The following is a 13,904-nucleotide window of genomic DNA, read 5'->3' as shown; positions in this document are numbered from 1 at the left end:
GGTGGGGTTTCGTGTGGCGTCAATCGCCGCCATGGCCCGCCGCCGAGCCGGGGGTCAGAAAAGCGACATCTGATTGGGTGCGCCGTCGGCGGACCCGGCCGGGACGGTGAACCGGCCGCAGTCCAATTGCGTCCGAGCCTCGCCGAACCCGAACTGCCGGGCGGCTCGGGTGAACCGGCGCATCAGCAGGTCGGCATAGACCCCCTGGCCGGTGAAGCGGTGATGGAACCGGGGATCGTTCAGCGCGCCGGACCGGGTCTGCCGGATCAGGCTAAGCACATGGCGCGCGCGGTCGGGGAAATGCGCGTGCAGCCACTCCTCGAACATCGGCCGCAGCTCCAGCGGCAGGCGCAGCAGCACGAAGCCGGCATGGCGGGCGCCGGCGCGGGCGGCGGCCTGCAGGATCTTCTCCATCTCGGCGTCGTTCAGCGCCGGGATCATCGGCGCGGCCAACACCCCGGTCGGCACGCCGGCGCGGGTCAACTCGGCAATGGCTTGCAGCCGGCGCGCCGGCGTCGCGGCACGCGGCTCCATCACCCGCGCCAGGCGCGCATCGAGCGTGGTGATCGAGAGATGAACGCGTGCCAGGTTTCGCTTCGCCATCGACGACAGGATATCGAGGTCGCGCAGCACGCCCGAGGATTTCGTGACGATGCCGACCGGGTGGTTGAAGCGATCCAGCACCTGCAGCACCGATCGGGTCAGTTTCAGCGTGCGCTCGACCGGCTGGTACGGGTCGGTGTTGGACCCCAGCGCCAGGGTGCGCGGAACGTATCCCGGCCTGCGCAACTCCTTCTCCAGAAGTTCGGCGACGTCAGGCTTGAAGACCAGCTTGGTTTCGAAATCGAGGCCGGGAGAGTAGCCCAAATAGGCATGCGTCGGGCGCGCATAGCAGTAGATGCAGCCGTGTTCGCAGCCACGGTACGGATTGACCGCACGGTCGAAGCCGATATCGGGAGATGTATTCCAACTGATCGCCGACCGGGTCGAATCGCGCGTCAGCGTGGTGTCGAGCCGCGGCAACTCTCCAACGTCCTGTGACAGCGTTTCCCAACCGTCGTCGAAGGCGGAAGCTGTATGGCTTTCAAACCGCACGCCCGGATTGCTGACCGCGCCGCGTCCGGCCGCTTGGCGTGAAGGGAATCGCTGGGTCGGTTCCTCATCCGGCAGCGTTGCATTCTCCATCGCGATAATGGCATCGCGGTCGATCTGGCTGTCCATCTGCTGTCTCCTCAGGCCCAGCCCCTCGATCGGCGCCCCTCGATCGGCGCCCCTCGATCGGCGCTCCCCGATCGGCGCCCCTCGATCGGCGCCCCTCGATCGGCGCGCCCTCCTCATCAGGGTCTGTTCATACTATGTTCGGGTTATTGATCTCATAGCCTAGCGATGGTTGTCAAGAACATAATAAGAACGAAAAGCAGTTGGGCCATCCTTTCGGCTATCCTTTCGGCCACCCTTTGCGCCGCCACCGAAGCCCTGCCAGCCGCCGGCTTCCTCCGGCGGCCAAAACGGCGGCCATAAACGCTTGACAACGACGCCCGTGCATCCTTTCTACGGCGTCCGTCGTGTCCGATCCCATGCACCGGGCGCCGGCCCACTCTAGGGGTGTAGCTCAATTGGCTAGAGCGCCGGTCTCCAAAACCGGAGGCTGGGGGTTCGAGACCCTCCACCCCTGCCAGTTGAAGGGCCGAGGCCGTGAAATCCGGGCGGCGGGGTCAGCTTGGCGATCATCGGGGGATTAGACGAACGTGGCGTTCCAACCGGCAAAATTCGTGCGTGAGGTCAGAGCGGAAGTGGCAAAAGTAACCTGGCCCGGCCGCAAGGAGACTTTGGTGACGACCGGCCTGGTATTCGCCATGGCCGCCGTCGCCGCCATCTTCTTCTTCGTCGTCGATCAGGTGATCGGCCTTGGGGTGCGCGCTTTGTTCAACGTGGGCATCTGAGAGGTTCCGCGAAAAATGGCCAAGAACTGGTACGTCGTCCACGTTTACTCAGGCTTCGAGAAGAAGATCGCCCAGCAGATCACCGAGCAGGCCGCACAGAAGGGCCTGGCCGACCAGTTCGAGGCCGTGCTGGTGCCGTCCGAGAATGTCGTCGAGGTCAAGCGCGGCCGCAAAATCAACAGCGAACACAAGTTCTTCCCCGGCTATGTCCTGGTGAAGATGGATCTGACCGATGACGCCTGGCATCTGGTGAAGAATACACCGAAGGTGACCGGATTCCTCGGTAGCCGCACCAGGCCTAGTCCGATCAGCGAGGCTGAGGCAGAGCGGATTCTGAAACAAAGCCAGGAAGGCGTCGACCGCCCGCGCCCCGCCGTGCTCTATGAGATCGGCGAGCAGGTGCGCGTCGCCGACGGTCCGTTCACCAGCTTCAACGGCACGGTCGAGGACGTCGACGAGGAAAAGGGCCGGGTCAAGGTCAGCGTATCGATCTTTGGCCGCTCCACGCCGGTCGAGCTTGAGTATTCCCAGGTCGAGAAGCTCTGATCCCGGCATCTGCTCACAAAAAAGCCCTCGGGAGAGGGCTTTTCCTGGGCCGATTTGCCGGAGCCTATCAGACCTGCATCGCGGCCGGAACGCGGCCGACGGGAATGCCCTCCGGATCCAGGCGGTAGCCACCGCCCTCGGTCACCAGCAGCCGCGCATTGGCCGGATCAGGCTCGATCTTCTGGCGCAGCCGGTAGATGTGGGTCTCCAGCGTGTGCGTCGTCACCGCGGCATTGTAGCCCCAGACCTCGTTCAGCAACACTTGTCGCGCCACCGAGCGGGTGCCGGCGCGATACAGGAACTTGAGGATCGCCGCTTCCTTCTCGGTTAGCCGGATGCGCCGGTTCTTTGCCGGCTCTTGCAGCAGCTTGGCCGCCGGGCGGAAGGTGTACGGCCCGATGGTGAACACCGCATCCTCGCTGTTTTCGAAGATCCGCAACTGCGCGCGCAACCGAGCCAGCAGCACGGCAAGCTTGAACGGCTTGGCGATATAGTCGTTGGCGCCGCAATCCAGCCCCTTGACCACGTCGTTCTCGCTGTCGAACCCGGTCAGCATGATAATCGGCATGCGGTGGCCCTGCTTGCGCAGCTTGGCGCAGAGATCGCGGCCATCGCCGTCGGGCAACCCAACGTCCAGAATAACCGCATCGAAACGCGAATCCTTTCCGGTCAGGCTTTCTTCGGCCGCCTTGACCGAACCCGCCTCCGTCGCAACGAATTCGCCATCCACGGCGAGCTGGTCAACCAAAGTTTCACGCAGAGCGTCGTCGTCATCGACAATCAGGACCGGGCGTTCCGCAGACATAAGCGAGTTCCTCTTACCTTAAGATGTTGGACGTGGCTTTTTGACCGGCGCCACAGCTCGATTCCTTTTAGGACGACACCACTATCATATATATTCTCCAATTGCGACAAAATCGGTTCCGTAGGCTTTATGAACTTTGGCAATTCGCACGATTGCGTGGTCCTAACAGCGTCCGGTAGGTTTCCGGTCAGGTTCCACGCCCACCAAGCGTCTTAATTGCTTGATAGAGACTACGGTTACAGCCATCAGATCGTCACCTCTCGCTACTGCGAATTGCCCCGCTTAGATCACCTTGAAGGTCAATAGTGACGAAATTTGGTTATCGAATGTACCGAAGTCTTTCGATGTGCGTCGCCGGGACACCTGAATGTGCGGTTTGGCCTGAATGTGTCGTTCGACAGGTGCGCGATGTCGATTAGTACTGCCCTCAACGCCTCCGTGGCTGCCGATCAGGCAAGGCTGCGCCTGCGCCAGGTGCATCGAGCCGCCTCCGACCTCCGACGCGGCGTGCCCGTCATTCTCGCCGGCGAACCCGGATTACTGATCCTGGCCGCCGAGACCGCCGGCCCCGACGGTCTGGCGGAACTTCAGGCGATCGCCGGAACCGCCGCCCTGCTGGTCCTCGCCCCAGCCCGGGCGGCCGCAATCCTGCGCACGCCGATGTCGGCTGATTCCGCCGCGGTCGCCGTCTCACTGCCGGCTGCCATCGGCACCATCGACGTTTTCCAGGCGCTGGCGGATCCGATAGCGGCGCAGCCGTCGGTGCGCGATGCGCTCCAGTTGTCGGCCACTCCACCGCTTTCGGATGCCGCGATCAGGCTCGCCAAGATCGGCCGCCTGCTGCCGGCGATCCTCGCCGTGCCGCTGCCGAATAGCGCGGATGGCGCCGGGCACGGCCTGATCACCATCGCCGCGACCGACGTCATGGACTATGCCGAGATCGAAGTGGCCGGCCTGACCAGGATCGTCTGCGCCGACGTGCCGCTCAATGGCGCACCCGACAGCCGGGTGGTGGCGTTCCGCAGCCACGGTTCGGCGTTCGAGCATCTCGCGATTGTGATCGGCCGGCCTGAGGAGCACGCCGCCCCGCTGGTCCGCATCCACTCGGAATGTTTCACCGGCGATCTGCTCGGCAGCATGCGCTGCGACTGCGGCGAACAACTCCGTGGCGCGATCCGGCGGATGGCCGAGGATGGATCGGGCGTGCTGCTGTATCTGGCTCAGGAAGGCCGCGGCATCGGCCTGGTCAACAAGCTGCGCGCATACGGGCTGCAGGATCGCGGCCTGGATACCATGGATGCCAATCGGGCGATGGGCTGGGGCGCCGACGAGCGCAACTTCCTGATTGCCGCGACCATGCTGCGCATCCTCGGCCTCAACCGCGTGCGCCTGCTGACCAACAACCCCGACAAGGTGGACGCCGTGGCGGCCTGCGGCATCGAAGTGACCGGGCGCGAGCCGCATCTGATCGCCCCCAACGGGGTCAATGATGAATATCTCGCGACCAAGGCGGCCCGGTTCGGCCACATGTTGGACTGAGCGGCGTTAACCTTTCAGCGCGCTGGACCCGAAGTCCGCCTAGGGGTTAAAGGGCGTCACTCTGTTTGGATGAGACACATATGACACCCTCGGAAATAGAACGTGTGCAGACCTACCTCCGCAAGCTGTTTGGGACAGAGCGAATCAAGATCGTACCGCCGCCACGTCAGGGCCTGTCGATCGAGATCGCGGTGAATGACGAGACCATCGGCACCGTCCATAAGGACGTCGACGACGGCGAAATCTCCTACTCCCTCCACCTGACGGTGCTGGAGGAAGATCTGCCCGCCCCGCGCCCCTCGCCAGTCAAGCCCGCGATGGGCTCATCCGGGCGGCGCTGATCCGCACCGCGCCGCGATCGGACCCTCACGGCCGCGGCACCAGACCCTCGCCTCGCATGACCGTCACCGTTCGCAACGTCCGCCCATCTAGCCGAACGGACGTTCCCGGCAATGTTTGTATCGAGTGGAACCAAGGCGACGCCTCTCCGGCTGGATCGACCGCCAGCACCAACATGGTTCGGCCGGCGTATTCGCTCAGCCGGTGGGTGAAGCCGAACTGACGCGAGTCCGTGTTCAGACACAGGATGGTCGTTCGCGGCCCTAGCGCGTAGCCGATCTTTCCCGCATCCCGCCAGTTGAGCGCCGCGACCACTGCCCCCGGCGGCAACAAGCCGCGTGCCAGCAGATCGTCACGGACCGAGGTCCAGTCCAGCCCCTCCGCCGTCGGGTCGTTGCGCATGATCGCGCCGAGGCGCCCGCCCAGCCAGTCGAAATTGAGCTGGGTCGCGATCACCGCCAGCGATGCGATCACCAAGGCGGCCGTGCCGGCGAACAAGCCCCGCACCCAGACGCGGTCCAGACGCCGCGCGACGGCATCGCCCAGCAACGGAAACAGCATCAGGTATCCTGGCGCCGCCCAGTGATACAGCACCCGCTGGCTCGACCACGCTGAGATCAGCGCGAAGCCGACGACGGGTGGCGCCGCCAGCCAGACCAGCAGCCGCCGTGGCCAGGTCTCGCCGCGGCGGAACCCCGACACCAACAGGATCATCATCGGCACCCAGACCCAGGGCAGCACGAACAGCGCCTCTCCGGCGAGGGTCTGCAGCGGCAACAGCGGCCGGAACCGCAGGCCCGTCGCTCGGGCGCCCTGGAATGCAAACGACGCCCAACCGTGCATCGCGTTCCAGATCACCACCGGCGAAAACACCGCGGCCGCCACGATCACCGCGATGTAGGGTTCAGGGCGCCTCAACCAGTGCCGATGCGCCCGACTGGTCAGCAAATACAGAAAGGCGCCCCCGACCGTCAGCACCGCCGAGTATTTCGAGAACAACGCCAGGCCCGCGCACAAACCGGCCCCCGCCCACCAGCCCAAGGCTCGGCGGCCGGTCGCCGGCAGTGCATGCAACAGGCACAGCACGGCGCCGAGCAAGGCGGCATCCAGCGGCCCGTCGGGCAGCACCCAGGTTCCAGTGGTGACGCCGAACACCGGCGACAGGTTCAACGCCAGCACCGCCCAGAAACCGGCGCGCTGATCCGCCACCCGACAGGTGATCCGCCAGACCAGCAGTTGCGACAGCGCGAACAACAGGATGAACGGCAGTCGCACCGCCCATGGCGCCTCGGTGCCGAACCCATGGGCAGCACCCCAAGACAGCCACCAGCTTGCCGGCGGATGGTCGAAGTAGCCGAGGCTGAGCACCCGGCCGGAGGTGACCATATAGCTCTCGTCCACCCCCAGCCCGGTCGTCGCGGCGAACGCCAGCCGGATCAGCGTCGTCACCGCGATGAGCCGCAGGATCGCAGACGGCCTCATCGACCGCCGCTGTTGCGGCCACCCGCGGCCCGGCCTGGAGGCGCGGATTTTTTGTATCGTCCCATCATCCACGCGCGTTGGAACGTCTCGCCCGCGGCGATCACGCCTCAGGCCGGGACGATCCGCTGGGTTTGGGTCCCCAGCCCCTCGACCCCCAACCGCATGACGTCGCCGACATTGAGAAACACCGGCTCCGGCTTCACCCCGCTTCCCACCCCCGGCGGCGTGCCGGTGGCGATCACGTCGCCCGGCTGCAGTGCGATGAAATGGCTGACATAGCTCACCAGCTTCACCACCCCGAAGATCATCGTCTGGGTCGATCCGTCCTGGAACCGCCGCCCGTTTACCTCGGTCCACAGCGGCAGGTCCTGCGGGTCGCTGACCTCGTCCTTGGTCACCATCCAGGGCCCGGTCGGGCCGAACGTCTCGCAGCCCTTGCCCTTGTCCCAGGTGCCGCCGCGCTCCAACTGGTATTCACGCTCGCTGACGTCGTTGCACACGCAATAACCGGCGACATGGTCCAGCGCATCGTCCTCCGTCACGTAGCGGGCGGTCTTGCCGATCACCACGCCCAGTTCCACTTCCCAGTCCAACTTGCGCGACCCGCGCGGCATCTTGACATCGTCGTTTGGCCCGCTGAACGCGCTTAGCGACTTCAGGAAGATGATCGGCTCCGCGGGCACCGGCATGCCGGCCTCGGCGGCATGGTCGGCGTAGTTCAGCCCGATGCAGACATAGTTCATCGGCCGCGCCACACAGGCGCCGATGCGCGGATTGCCCTCGACCTTTGGCAGTTTCGTCGGATCGAGGCCGGCGATGGTCTGTAACGACGCCGCCGACAGGGCGAAGCCGTCGATATCGCGCACGATGCTGCTCAGGTCCCGGACCGAGCCATCATTCGCCAGCAGACCAGGTTTCTCGGCCCCGGCGGGACCGTAGCGCAATAGCTTCATAACGTTCTCCCCAGCAGGAATTGAAGCGTCAAGGATTACAGCGTCAGGCCGCCATCTATAACCATTGCCTGGCCGGTGATGAACTGGGCGTCGTCGCTGGCCAGATAGACCGCCAGCGCGGCGATTTCCGCCGGCCTGCCCAGGCGCCCCATCGGTTGGCGGGCGACGAACCCTGCCCGGGCGGCATCGACCGAACCGGCGGCTGCGGCATTCGCGGCTATGCGTTCGTCCAGGCTTGGCGTGGCGACCGTCCCGGGGCACAGGCAGTTGCAACGGATTCCCTTGGTCACAAAATCCGTCGCCACCGATCGGGTCATGCCGATCACCGCTGCCTTCGAGGCACTGTAAATGAACCGACTGGCCACGCCTTTCACGCTGGAGGCGACCGACGCCATGTTGATGATGGCACCGCCGCCGCGGTCCAGCATCCCGGGCAGAAACGCCCCCATGGTGCGGAACATCGACCGGCAGTTCAGCTCGAGCGCAAACGTCCAGTCGGCCTCGCTGGCCTCCAGCAGATTGCCCTGGTGGACCACGCCGGCACAGTTGAACAGTATATCGATCGCTCCGGCCTCTCGCGCCGCTCGGTCGATCGCCGCCACGTCCAGCACGTCCAGTGCCGTCGTCTGGATCGAGGCTGATTCGAGGCCGGCCAGCTTCGCTGTATCCACATCCGTAGCCACTACCTTGGCGCCGGCCGCGGCGAACGCCAGCACCGTGGCCCGCCCGATCCCCTGGCCGGCCGCGGTCACGAACGCTGTCTTACCGGTCAACGACGGCATCGGAACCCCCCTTGGCGAAATCGGTAGACTGCGATTTAGGCCATTTCGCCTGGGCGGTCACCCTGCCTTCGTGGCACTCAGTCCTCCAGGGTGAAGCCAAGCTTCATCGTCACCTGATAGTGTCGCACCTCACCGGCCTCGATCTCGCCACGCTGCTGCGTCACTTCGAACCAGCGCAGGTGGCGCATGGTCTTGGATGCGCGCGCGATGGCGTTTTCGATCGCATCGGAATGGCTGATCTCCGATGATCCGGCGACTTCGATGATGCGATAGGTGTGGTCGGCCATAGCGACGATCTCCATGCGAGGTTGGCTTGCGCGGCCATAACCGACGAAGCGCCGCATGGTCGCATCCCGAGCGCCATTTTGTTGACCTCGCCCGGGTAACGACCCCCCGGATAAGGGTAACGCGCGTCGGCTTGCCTTGCCGGCCGCACCGCGCCGCGCTTCACTGCTCGCGCAAAACGAAGCAAACCAAAACAAAGCTGGCGGGATGATCCTGATGCTGGCTTGGCTGAAAGACCTCAGCCAGATCAAGCGACGCACGGCATCGGCGCGATTGCCCCGCCCTCGTCGGCTTTCTGGCAGCTCGTCTCGGGCTGGCCGCGGCGATCGCCATCTTCACCCTCGGCGGCATGCTGCTGATGATCCTGGCGCTCCTGCTGCTGCCGGAGACCAAGGGACGCGCGCTGGCCAGCCTGGAGGCGGAACAACCCGCCGAATAGCGCCACGCCCGAAACCATCCGCTTGGGGTATTCGGCGGCTGATATTTATACCACACTCGCGCAAGCGTGCCGGTTTCGTTGGGCAACTACACCGCTCATCCGCCGTTTCAGCATGATCTCGGCCGGACTACTCATCGAAGGAGCGACCCCATGGCTTTCGCCAGTGATACCCGCGGCAAACTCGACGACGCACAGGCCCAGATTGCTCGGCTGCGCGACCAGGTCGAGTCGCTGATGAAGGATCGCGTCACCCCAGCCGTCTCGGATTTCGCCGGCCGGGCCGAAAGCGCCGTTCACAGCGCCAGCGGCGTGGCCCGCGATCAGGCCCAGTACGTGTCCGGACGGGTCAAGGATCAGCCTATGATGGCGATCCTGATCGCCGCCGCCGCCGGCTGGATCGTCGGCCGCGTGATGCGCTGATCGATGCGTCCGATCCGGCTGGCGCGTCTGGCCGCGGAGGCGGAAGGCGTCCGCCTTCGCGGCATGGCCAGCCGCATCGCCACCCGCGCAATGTTCGCCGTGGTGGCCCTCGTGTTCCTCGTTGGCGCCATCACCTTCGCCCATATCGCGGCCTTCTTCGAGTTGCGGACAACGTTGAACCAAACCTTCCTCGCTGCCACCGGGGAAGTTGGCGGTGCCGATCTCCTGGTGGCGATCATTCTTGGCGTGCTGGCCAGCCGTTCCGCGCCCAGCCGGGTCGAACGCGAGGCGCTCGACGTCCGCCGAAAGGCGGTCCAGGCCATCGGCAGCACCTTCAGTGTGGCGCAACTGGCGCTTCCGGTCCTTCGCATCGGCTCCAACCTGCGGCGACGTCGCCGCAGGTTGTAACCAGCGGCCAAATCCGCCGCACCCAGGCACCGGCCGCGCCTATATCCTCCGTAAATTAAATGCGACGGACTGGCAGCCACCAGGCCAGCAGCATCCCAGTCGTGGTAAACGACCCGATGGTCAGGAACGCCGCGCGAAACGCGTCGGCGATTTCCGTCCTCACCACCAGGCGTTGCGCCGCGGGCAACATGCTGAGTGCCTGCGGACCCTGCTGCACTAATCGCGCGAACATTGCCGCCGTCTGCGGGTCTCGCGCCGCCAGCACGGCGAACAGCACCGCCCCGACCAACGCTGTCCCAACCGACGCCCCGACCGAGCGGGAAAACTGAACCGACGCCGCCGCCGCCCCCAGAAACCGAGGCCCGGCCACGGTCTGCACCGTCATCTGCGCCACCGGCATCGCCGTCCCCGATCCGGCCGACGCCACCGCGAGCATGACAATGATCTCAGTGTCCGACAAAGCCGGGGCAAACGCCGCCAGCGACAGCAGCACGGACGCGCTGACCGCCAACCCGATCGATGGCAGGATCGCGGTGCGTCCGGTGGCCGCGATCAGTCGGCCGCAGAAGAACGAGCCCAACGCGATCCCCAAAGTCAGCGGCAGCAGCAACACCCCCGAATGACCCGCGCTGGCGCCGCGCACCACCTGCAGATACATCGGCAGGAACGACACCAGCGAAACCGTCTGCCCGGCCACGCAGGCCGCCATGCTGTCGGTCCGCCAGATCCCCGCCTGGCGGAACAACTGGATCGGCAGCAACGGCGCGCTGGCCCGCCGCTCCTGCCGGATCAGCAGCAGCAGCGAACCGACCGCCGCCGCCAGCAGCGCCACCACCGCCGGCGCGGCTGCCAGGTCGATGTGCTGCGCCCGCTCCATCGCCAGCAGCAGGCAGGTGATGAATGCCCCGAACAATAACGTTCCCAAGCCATCGAACTGAATCCGCCCGCCGCGGCTGGGCTGCGCCGGCAGCCGCATTACCAGCACCGCGGCAAGCAGGCCCAACGGCAGATTGACCAGGAAAACCGAGTGCCAGCCGAAGTGCTGGGTCAGAAAGCCGCCGGCCACCGGGCCGAAGGTGGCGGCCGAGGCAAACATTCCCGACAGGTAGCCTTGGTACTTGCCACGCTCCCGAGGGGGCACCGCCTCGGCAATCAGCGCCTGCGACAGCGTCATCAGCCCGCCACCGCCAGCGCCTTGCAGCAGCCGGGCCAAGGTCAGCAGTAGGATCGACGGCGCCATCGCGCACAGCAGCGAGGCGCCGACGAACACGCCCAATGCAAGCAACATCATCTTGCGCCGGCCGACCGCATCGCCCAGCCGGCCATAGACCGGTGCCGCGATGGTGTTGGCCACCAGATAGGCGACCACCACCCACGACACCCGCTCCACGTCGCCAAGCGACCCGGCGATCGCCGGCAGCGCGGTGGCGACGATGGTCTGGTCCAACGCCGCCAGGAACATCGGCAACATGATCGACGGAAACACTGCCAGGAACAGATTCGGCGCCGGCCGCGTGGCCTGCGGCGCCGGACCTGTTGTCTCGGAGGGCATGGTGTCCTGCCTCTGAAGTTCGCCGCACCGTGCGGCGGCCGTAAGAGATTGAGCGGGCCACTGCAAACAACGACCCAGCGGCGTCGCACCGAGGCTCGACCATCATGGCGAACTTCAGGCTCCCGACACTAAGCCACGATCGCGTTCAACGGAATGTCCCACCCGGCGTGTCCCGCCCGCGTTTTGCGGTCTTCAACTTCCTGCCGATCCGGCCCATAGTCGCGCAAAGCCTGGGAAGGAAACGCATCGATGCGCAGCGCCGTCATCGTCTCCACCGCCCGCTCCGCGATCGGGCGCGCCTATCGCGGCGCGTTCAACGATACCCAGGCCCAGGCGCTCGGTGGCCACGTCATCGCCCAGGCGGTGCGCCGCGCCGGCATCGACCCCGCCGAGGTCGAGGACGTCGTGCTCGGCGCCGCACTGCAACAGGGTTCACAGGGCTTCAACGTGGCCCGTCAGTCCGCCCTCCGCGCCGGGCTGCCCGCCAGCGTCGCCGGCATGTCGGTCGATCGGCAATGCGCGTCCGGTCTGATGGGCATCGCCACCGCGGCCAAGCAGATTATCCAGGACGACATGCAGATCACCGTCGGTGGCGGCGTCGAATCGATCTCGCTGGTGCAGACCAACGAAATCAACCGCTCGCGCGGCCAGGACCCGGAGCTTATGGCCCAGGTCCCCGGCCTCTACATGGCGATGATCGAAACCGCCGAACTGGTCGCCGACCGCTACCACGTCAGTCGCGAGGCGCAGGACGAATACGCGCTGCGCTCGCAGCAGCGCACCGCCGCCGCACAGCAGGCCGGACGCTTCGACCACGAGATCGTCGCGCTGCCGACCGAAATGCTGGTCACCGACAAGGCCACCGGCGAAACCAGCCGCAAGCAGGTCGCGATCACCCGCGACGAGGGCAATCGACCGGACACCTCCCTGGAAGGTCTGGCCAGCCTGAAGCCGGTGTTCGCCAACGGCCAGGTGGTCAAGCAAGGCAAGTACATCACCGCCGGCAATGCCTCGCAGCTGTCCGACGGCGCCTCCGCCGCCGTGCTGATGGAGGAAGCCGAGGCCTCGCGCCGCGGCCTGCAGCCGCTGGGGATCTATCGCGGCATGGCGGTGGCCGGCTGCGCGCCTGATGAAATGGGCATCGGCCCGGTGTTCGCGGTGCCCAAGCTGCTGGCCAAACACGGTCTGCAGACCGACGACATCGATTTGTGGGAACTGAATGAGGCGTTCGCCTCTCAGGTGCTGTATTGCCGCGATCGGCTTGGCATCGACCCCGACAAGCTGAACGTCGATGGCGGGGCGATTTCGATCGGCCATCCCTACGGCATGTCGGGAGCCCGGATGACCGGGCACGCGCTGATCGAGGGCAGGCGGCGCGGTGCCAAACTGGTCGTCGTCACCATGTGCGTCGGCGGCGGCATGGGCGCGGCCGGCCTGTTCGAGGTCGTCTGACATGCCGGTCGACCCGCAGATCCAGAACCTGATCAACCTGCGCGCCGCGCTGCCGGAGCTGCACACGCTGTCGGTGGCAGACGCCCGCGCCCAGTTCGCTGCGCGCGACTTCCCCGGCCTGCGCAAACCCGCGGTCGGGCGGGTCGTCAATCGCGACCTGCAAACCCCCGCCGGGTCGCTGGGCCTGCGTGTTTATACCCCGCTTGGCGAGGGTCCGTTCCCGCTGATGGTGTTCTTCCACGGCAGCGGTTTCGTGGTGTGCAGCCTCGATACCCATGACGGCATGTGCCGCAATCTGTGCGCCGGCACCAGCTGCGTCGTGGTCTCGGTGGACTACCGTCTGGCACCGGAAGCGAAGTTCCCCGCCGCCTCGGATGACTGCCTCGCCGCGACCGGTTGGGCGGTCGCCAACGCCGCCGCGCTGGGCGCCGACCCTGGCCGGGTGCTGATCGCCGGTGACAGCGCCGGCGGCAACCTCGCCGCGGTCACCGCGCTGCGCATCCGCGACCAGGGCGGTCCGCGCCTGCTGGGCCAGTTGCTGATCTATCCGGTGACCGACTATTACGACCCCGGCACGCCCTCGATGACCGAGAACGCCGAGGGCTATGGTCTGACCCGCGCCGGCATGATCTGGTTCTGGAACCACTATCTGCGCAGCCCGTCCGACGCCGCCAACCCCCACGCCAGCCCGCTTCGAGCCACCGATTTCAGTGGCCTGCCGCCGTCGTTGGTGGTGACGGCGGAATACGACCCGCTGCGCGACGAGGGCGAACACTACGCCGAACGGCTGCGCCAGGCCGGCGTGCCGACCCAAATGAAGCGCTGGGACGGCATGAACCATGGCTTCTTCTTCTGGCCCGGTGTGGTGGATCGCGCGACCGCGGCGATGGACGAAGCCTGCGCCTGGGTCAAAACCCTGCTGGATCAGCCATCGGGCCGCGCAGCGAAGGGACCATAGT

The 13,904-nt window shown here is 66.0% G+C and carries 15 protein-coding genes and 1 tRNA gene; 9 read left to right on the top strand and 7 right to left on the bottom strand.

Translation table 11 applies throughout. The features are described 5' to 3' along the window. Nucleotides 1-54: 54 nt before the first annotated feature. The gene (locus ACQY4Y_RS06745; RefSeq protein WP_428489783.1) at nucleotides 55-1,221 is read right to left on the bottom strand and encodes a PA0069 family radical SAM protein; all 1,167 of its coding nucleotides are present in this window, start codon (nucleotides 1,219-1,221) and stop codon (nucleotides 55-57) included. A 380-nt stretch (nucleotides 1,222-1,601) separates the two neighbouring features. Here ACQY4Y_RS06745 and ACQY4Y_RS06740 point away from each other — a divergent pair. The 3 genes from ACQY4Y_RS06740 to nusG all read left to right on the top strand — a co-directional run bounded on the left by ACQY4Y_RS06740 (nucleotide 1,602) and on the right by nusG (nucleotide 2,489). Beyond that, nucleotides 1,602-1,678 (top strand) — tRNA-Trp (locus tag ACQY4Y_RS06740). Between the two features lie 70 nt (nucleotides 1,679-1,748). Then, nucleotides 1,749-1,943 carry a preprotein translocase subunit SecE gene (gene secE, locus ACQY4Y_RS06735; RefSeq protein WP_428489782.1) on the top strand — a complete coding sequence of 65 codons (195 nt, stop codon included), beginning with the start codon at nucleotides 1,749-1,751 and terminating at the stop codon, nucleotides 1,941-1,943. 15 nt (nucleotides 1,944-1,958) lie between these two features. Further along, the gene (gene nusG / locus ACQY4Y_RS06730) at nucleotides 1,959-2,489 is read left to right on the top strand and encodes a transcription termination/antitermination protein NusG (RefSeq protein WP_428489781.1); all 531 of its coding nucleotides are present in this window, start codon (nucleotides 1,959-1,961) and stop codon (nucleotides 2,487-2,489) included. Nucleotides 2,490-2,556: 67 nt separating this feature from the next. On the opposite strand, the gene ACQY4Y_RS06725 is transcribed toward nusG, so the two are convergent. After that, nucleotides 2,557-3,294 carry a response regulator transcription factor gene (locus tag ACQY4Y_RS06725; RefSeq protein ID WP_428489779.1) on the bottom strand — a complete coding sequence of 246 codons (738 nt, stop codon included), beginning with the start codon at nucleotides 3,292-3,294 and terminating at the stop codon, nucleotides 2,557-2,559. Nucleotides 3,295-3,702: 408 nt separating this feature from the next. Here ACQY4Y_RS06725 and ribA point away from each other — a divergent pair, with 408 nt between their 5' ends. After that, entirely contained in the window at nucleotides 3,703-4,833 is a 1,131-nt protein-coding gene (ribA, locus tag ACQY4Y_RS06720; protein WP_428489778.1) for a GTP cyclohydrolase II, read from the top strand. Between the two features lie 104 nt (nucleotides 4,834-4,937). Then, a complete protein-coding gene (locus tag ACQY4Y_RS06715) occupies nucleotides 4,938-5,174 on the top strand; it encodes a DUF3126 family protein (RefSeq protein ID WP_428489777.1) in 237 nt (78 codons plus the stop codon). A 25-nt stretch (nucleotides 5,175-5,199) separates the two neighbouring features. Here the strand turns inward: ACQY4Y_RS06715 and ACQY4Y_RS06710 are convergent, their stop codons facing one another. From ACQY4Y_RS06710 to ACQY4Y_RS06695, 4 genes are all read right to left on the bottom strand, one after another. Further along, entirely contained in the window at nucleotides 5,200-6,654 is a 1,455-nt protein-coding gene (locus tag ACQY4Y_RS06710; protein ID WP_428489776.1) for a glycosyltransferase family 39 protein, read from the bottom strand. A gap of 107 nt (nucleotides 6,655-6,761) precedes the next feature. Further along, a complete protein-coding gene (locus tag ACQY4Y_RS06705) occupies nucleotides 6,762-7,607 on the bottom strand; it encodes a fumarylacetoacetate hydrolase family protein (RefSeq protein ID WP_428489775.1) in 846 nt (281 codons plus the stop codon). A gap of 35 nt (nucleotides 7,608-7,642) precedes the next feature. Beyond that, a complete protein-coding gene (locus tag ACQY4Y_RS06700; protein WP_428489774.1) occupies nucleotides 7,643-8,389 on the bottom strand; it encodes an SDR family oxidoreductase in 747 nt (248 codons plus the stop codon). Nucleotides 8,390-8,466: 77 nt separating this feature from the next. After that, nucleotides 8,467-8,676 carry a dodecin gene (locus tag ACQY4Y_RS06695; RefSeq protein ID WP_428489773.1) on the bottom strand — a complete coding sequence of 70 codons (210 nt, stop codon included), beginning with the start codon at nucleotides 8,674-8,676 and terminating at the stop codon, nucleotides 8,467-8,469. 587 nt (nucleotides 8,677-9,263) lie between these two features. Between ACQY4Y_RS06695 and ACQY4Y_RS06690 the strand changes: the two genes are divergently transcribed. Then, nucleotides 9,264-9,533, top strand: coding sequence for a hypothetical protein (locus ACQY4Y_RS06690; protein WP_428489772.1), 270 nt, complete (start codon nucleotides 9,264-9,266; stop codon nucleotides 9,531-9,533). Between the two features lie 63 nt (nucleotides 9,534-9,596). Further along, nucleotides 9,597-9,941, top strand: a complete 345-nt coding sequence (locus tag ACQY4Y_RS06685; RefSeq protein ID WP_428489771.1) for a hypothetical protein — start codon at nucleotides 9,597-9,599, stop codon at nucleotides 9,939-9,941. Nucleotides 9,942-9,996: 55 nt separating this feature from the next. Here the strand turns inward: ACQY4Y_RS06685 and ACQY4Y_RS06680 are convergent, their stop codons facing one another. Then, nucleotides 9,997-11,493, bottom strand: coding sequence for an MFS transporter (locus ACQY4Y_RS06680; RefSeq protein ID WP_428489769.1), 1,497 nt, complete (start codon nucleotides 11,491-11,493; stop codon nucleotides 9,997-9,999). A 249-nt stretch (nucleotides 11,494-11,742) separates the two neighbouring features. Between ACQY4Y_RS06680 and ACQY4Y_RS06675 the strand changes: the two genes are divergently transcribed. Both ACQY4Y_RS06675 and ACQY4Y_RS06670 read left to right on the top strand, forming a co-directional pair. After that, a complete protein-coding gene (locus ACQY4Y_RS06675; protein WP_428489768.1) occupies nucleotides 11,743-12,945 on the top strand; it encodes an acetyl-CoA C-acyltransferase in 1,203 nt (400 codons plus the stop codon). A 1-nt stretch (nucleotide 12,946) separates the two neighbouring features. Next, entirely contained in the window at nucleotides 12,947-13,903 is a 957-nt protein-coding gene (locus tag ACQY4Y_RS06670) for an alpha/beta hydrolase (RefSeq protein ID WP_428489767.1), read from the top strand. Nucleotide 13,904 lies beyond the last annotated feature (1 nt).

Origin of the sequence: Rhodopila sp. (genome assembly GCF_965277165.1) — a bacterium.
GTDB lineage: Bacteria > Pseudomonadota > Alphaproteobacteria > Acetobacterales > Acetobacteraceae > Rhodopila.
Note: the sequence above shows the minus strand (reverse complement) of the source record. Positions and strands in the feature narration are given on the sequence as shown.

Excerpts from the sequence above, each read along its gene's own strand:
- ACQY4Y_RS06705 (WP_428489775.1), bottom strand. The coding sequence starts at position 7,607 with ATGAAGCTATTGCGCTACGGTCCCGCCGGGGCCGAGAAACCTGGTCTG.
- ACQY4Y_RS06680 (WP_428489769.1), bottom strand. The coding sequence starts at position 11,493 with ATGCCCTCCGAGACAACAGGTCCGGCGCCGCAGGCCACGCGGCCGGCG.
- ACQY4Y_RS06685 (WP_428489771.1), top strand. The coding sequence starts at position 9,597 with ATGGCCAGCCGCATCGCCACCCGCGCAATGTTCGCCGTGGTGGCCCTC.
- ribA (WP_428489778.1), top strand. The coding sequence starts at position 3,703 with ATGTCGATTAGTACTGCCCTCAACGCCTCCGTGGCTGCCGATCAGGCA.
- ACQY4Y_RS06700 (WP_428489774.1), bottom strand. The coding sequence starts at position 8,389 with ATGCCGTCGTTGACCGGTAAGACAGCGTTCGTGACCGCGGCCGGCCAG.
- ACQY4Y_RS06670 (WP_428489767.1), top strand. The coding sequence starts at position 12,947 with ATGCCGGTCGACCCGCAGATCCAGAACCTGATCAACCTGCGCGCCGCG.
- ACQY4Y_RS06710 (WP_428489776.1), bottom strand. The coding sequence starts at position 6,654 with ATGAGGCCGTCTGCGATCCTGCGGCTCATCGCGGTGACGACGCTGATC.
- ACQY4Y_RS06675 (WP_428489768.1), top strand. The coding sequence starts at position 11,743 with ATGCGCAGCGCCGTCATCGTCTCCACCGCCCGCTCCGCGATCGGGCGC.
- ACQY4Y_RS06695 (WP_428489773.1), bottom strand. The coding sequence starts at position 8,676 with ATGGCCGACCACACCTATCGCATCATCGAAGTCGCCGGATCATCGGAG.
- nusG (WP_428489781.1), top strand. The coding sequence starts at position 1,959 with ATGGCCAAGAACTGGTACGTCGTCCACGTTTACTCAGGCTTCGAGAAG.
- ACQY4Y_RS06725 (WP_428489779.1), bottom strand. The coding sequence starts at position 3,294 with ATGTCTGCGGAACGCCCGGTCCTGATTGTCGATGACGACGACGCTCTG.
- ACQY4Y_RS06690 (WP_428489772.1), top strand. The coding sequence starts at position 9,264 with ATGGCTTTCGCCAGTGATACCCGCGGCAAACTCGACGACGCACAGGCC.
- ACQY4Y_RS06745 (WP_428489783.1), bottom strand. The coding sequence starts at position 1,221 with ATGGACAGCCAGATCGACCGCGATGCCATTATCGCGATGGAGAATGCA.